The following is a 3,156-nucleotide window of genomic DNA, read 5'->3' as shown; positions in this document are numbered from 1 at the left end:
AGAAAATAAAACTTGACCAATGGGCCGACAAAAAATAGTATCCGCACACCCTTGCCGATTTAGGTAGTGGCCGCATAAAAGACCAGCGCGAAAACGCGGTCGATGTAGCCAGACGCTAGGTCAGATATACAAGGACAAAGCTTTGCTTGAGCAATCAAGTGTATGTTAACGGAAAAACCAGCCTGACTGGGCATGGTGCTTCCGTGTTTTTATGTAAGAAATTCGGGATAGGCAGTAAAAGGGCCAGATATGCCAACGATTAATCAACTGATCCGTCACGGTCGTAACCGTCCAGTGTCGCGGACTAAAGTCCCTGCGATGGAATCATGCCCGCAAAAGCGCGGTGTATGTACTCGTGTGTATACAACAACTCCAAAGAAACCGAACTCGGCGCTCCGTAAGGTAGCTCGTGTTCGTCTCACAAACGGATTTGAAGTAACAAGCTACATTCCAGGTGAGGGCCATAATCTTCAGGAACACTCAGTTGTTCTTATTCGTGGTGGCCGGGTAAAAGATTTACCTGGTGTCCGTTATCACATCATCCGTGGCGCGTTGGATACACAAGGTGTGTCAGACCGTCGCCAGCGTCGTTCAAAATACGGCGCCAAGCGCCCCAAATAAGGAGAAGCTGGGATGTCACGTCGTCGTAAAGCTGAAAAACGCCAAGTACTGCCGGATCCTAAGTATAAGGATGTTGTTGTATCCAAATTCATGTCTTGCCTGATGTATGATGGTAAGCGCTCAATTGCTGAAAAAATCGTCTATGGCGCTTTTGAGTCAATTGAAACAAAAGCTGGTGTTGAGCCAACAAAGATTTTTCATGATGCATTAGAAAACGTCCGACCTCACCTTGAGGTTCGTTCACGCCGGGTTGGTGGTGCAACGTATCAGGTGCCGGTTGAAGTGCGTGCTGAACGTGCTCAGGCTCTTGCTATTCGGTGGCTCATCGATAGCTCACGCAAGCGAGGCGAGACAACAATGATTGGTCGTCTTTCAGGTGAGTTGATGGATGCCGCAAATAATCGCGGAAACGCAGTTAAAAAACGTGAAGACACGCACAAGATGGCTGAAGCCAACCGTGCGTTCTCACATTATCGTTGGTAAGTAGAATTTTTCTGGGCGGAGTAAGCCATGTCACGTGACTATCCACTTGAGCGTTATCGCAATTTCGGCATCATGGCGCACATTGATGCAGGCAAGACTACGACTACTGAGCGTGTACTTTATTACACAGGCCGGTCTCACAAGATTGGTGAAGTTCATGATGGTAACGCCACAATGGATTGGATGGAGCAGGAGCAAGAGCGCGGTATTACAATTACGTCTGCTGCGACTACCTGTTCATGGTTCCGCACCGAAGATGGTGAAACACCATCAGGTGAGCATGGTGATGACAAAGACGCGGCTAAGTTTCGTTTCAACATCATTGATACACCAGGTCACGTTGACTTCACGATCGAAGTAGAGCGTTCTTTGGCTGTTCTTGATGGCGCTGTTTGTGTTCTTGATGCCAATGCCGGTGTTGAGCCGCAGACAGAGACAGTATGGCGTCAGGCTGACCGTTATAAGGTTCCGAGGATTGTTTTTGTTAATAAGATGGACAAAATCGGCGCAGACTTCTTCAATTGTGTTGACATGATTCAAGACCGTACAGGCGCTGTACCTCTGCCAATTCATATGCCGATTGGCGCTGAGAACGAATTTGCAGGTCTGGTTAACCTTATTACAATGCAGGAATGGGTGTGGACGTCTGAAGATCTTGGCGCAAGCTGGGAGCTACGTGATATCCGTCCTGAATTCAAAGATAAGGCCGATGAAATGCGGGCTCATCTGATTGAAATCGCTGTTGACCAAGATGATGACGCAATGGAACAGTTCCTAGAGGGCGTCGAGCCTGATATGGAAACACTCCAGATGCTGATTCGCAAGGGTACATTGAATATGTCTTTTGTTCCTGTGCTCTGTGGCTCAGCGTTTAAGAATAAGGGCGTTCAGACAATGCTGAATGCTGTTATCGATTATCTGCCGGGTCCTCTTGATGTTCCTGCCTATATGGGCTTTAAGCCAGGTGATGATTCAGAAACACGTGACATTGAGCGGAGCGCTGATGATGCGTTGCCATTCACCGGTCTTGCGTTCAAAATCATGAATGACCCATTTGTTGGCTCGCTTACATTCGTTCGTGTTTATTCAGGCATGTTGAACAAGGGCGATGCGCTGATGAATTCAACCAAAGGCAAGCGTGAGCGTGTTGGTCGGATGATGATGATGCATTCGAATGACCGTGAGGAAATTGAAGTTGCACATGCGGGCGATATCGTTGCTCTTGCCGGCATGAAAGATACAACAACTGGCGATACATTATGCGATAATGCTAATCCGGTTGTGCTTGAAACAATGTCTTTCCCTGAGCCGGTTATCGAGATTGCTGTTGAGCCAAAATCAAAGAATGACCAAGAAAAGATGTCTCAGGGGCTTGCGCGTCTGGCTGCTGAAGACCCGTCTTTCCAGGTATCATCTGATAATGAATCAGGTCAGACCATCATGCGGGGCATGGGTGAACTTCACCTTGATATTCTTGTTGACCGTCTGAAGCGCGAATTTAAGGTTGAAGCGAATATCGGCGCACCTCAGGTTGCGTATCGTGAAACAATTACGCGTGAAATTGAAGTTGATTACACACACAAGAAGCAGTCTGGTGGTTCTGGGCAGTTTGCCCGCATCAAGCTTCGGTTTGCGCCGCTTGCTGATGGTGGATTTGAGTTTTCCAACTCTGTTGTTGGTGGTTCTGTACCACGTGAATTTATTCCAGGTGTCGAGAAGGGTCTGAAGCAGGCTAAGGAAACAGGCGTTATTGCTGGCTTCCCTGTGATTGACTTTAAGGTTGAGCTTGTTGATGGCGCGAGCCACGATGTTGACTCCTCCGTTCTTGCCTTTGAAATTGCAGCTCGGGCAGCGTTCCGCGAAGCAATGGACAAAGCAGCACCTCGTTTGCTTGAGCCGGTGATGAAGGTTGAGGTTTTAACCCCTGAAGATTATGTGGGTGATATTATAGGTGACCTTAATAGCCGTCGTGGTCAGGTTGGCGGTATGGATCAACGCGGTAATGCCCGTGCGATCGATGCAATGGTTCCACTGGCCAATATGTTTGGTTAT

The 3,156-nt window shown here is 48.1% G+C and carries 3 protein-coding genes; all 3 read left to right on the top strand.

Translation table 11 applies throughout. From position 1 onward, the window contains the following. The first annotated feature begins 249 nt into the window (after window positions 1–249). Window positions 250–621, top strand: coding sequence for a 30S ribosomal protein S12 (gene rpsL / locus ABNT28_RS10585; RefSeq protein WP_348721574.1), 372 nt, complete (start codon window positions 250–252; stop codon window positions 619–621). 12 nt (window positions 622–633) lie between these two features. After that, a complete protein-coding gene (rpsG, locus tag ABNT28_RS10580; protein ID WP_348721573.1) occupies window positions 634–1,104 on the top strand; it encodes a 30S ribosomal protein S7 in 471 nt (156 codons plus the stop codon). Window positions 1,105–1,131: 27 nt separating this feature from the next. Then, the coding region (gene fusA / locus ABNT28_RS10575) for an elongation factor G (RefSeq protein WP_348721572.1) at window positions 1,132–3,156 on the top strand (2,025 nt) is incomplete at its 3' end.

The sequence above is a fragment of the uncultured Candidatus Puniceispirillum sp. genome, from assembly GCF_963979125.1.
Taxonomy (GTDB): Bacteria; Pseudomonadota; Alphaproteobacteria; order Puniceispirillales; family Puniceispirillaceae; genus Puniceispirillum.
Note: the sequence above shows the minus strand (reverse complement) of the source record. Positions and strands in the feature narration are given on the sequence as shown.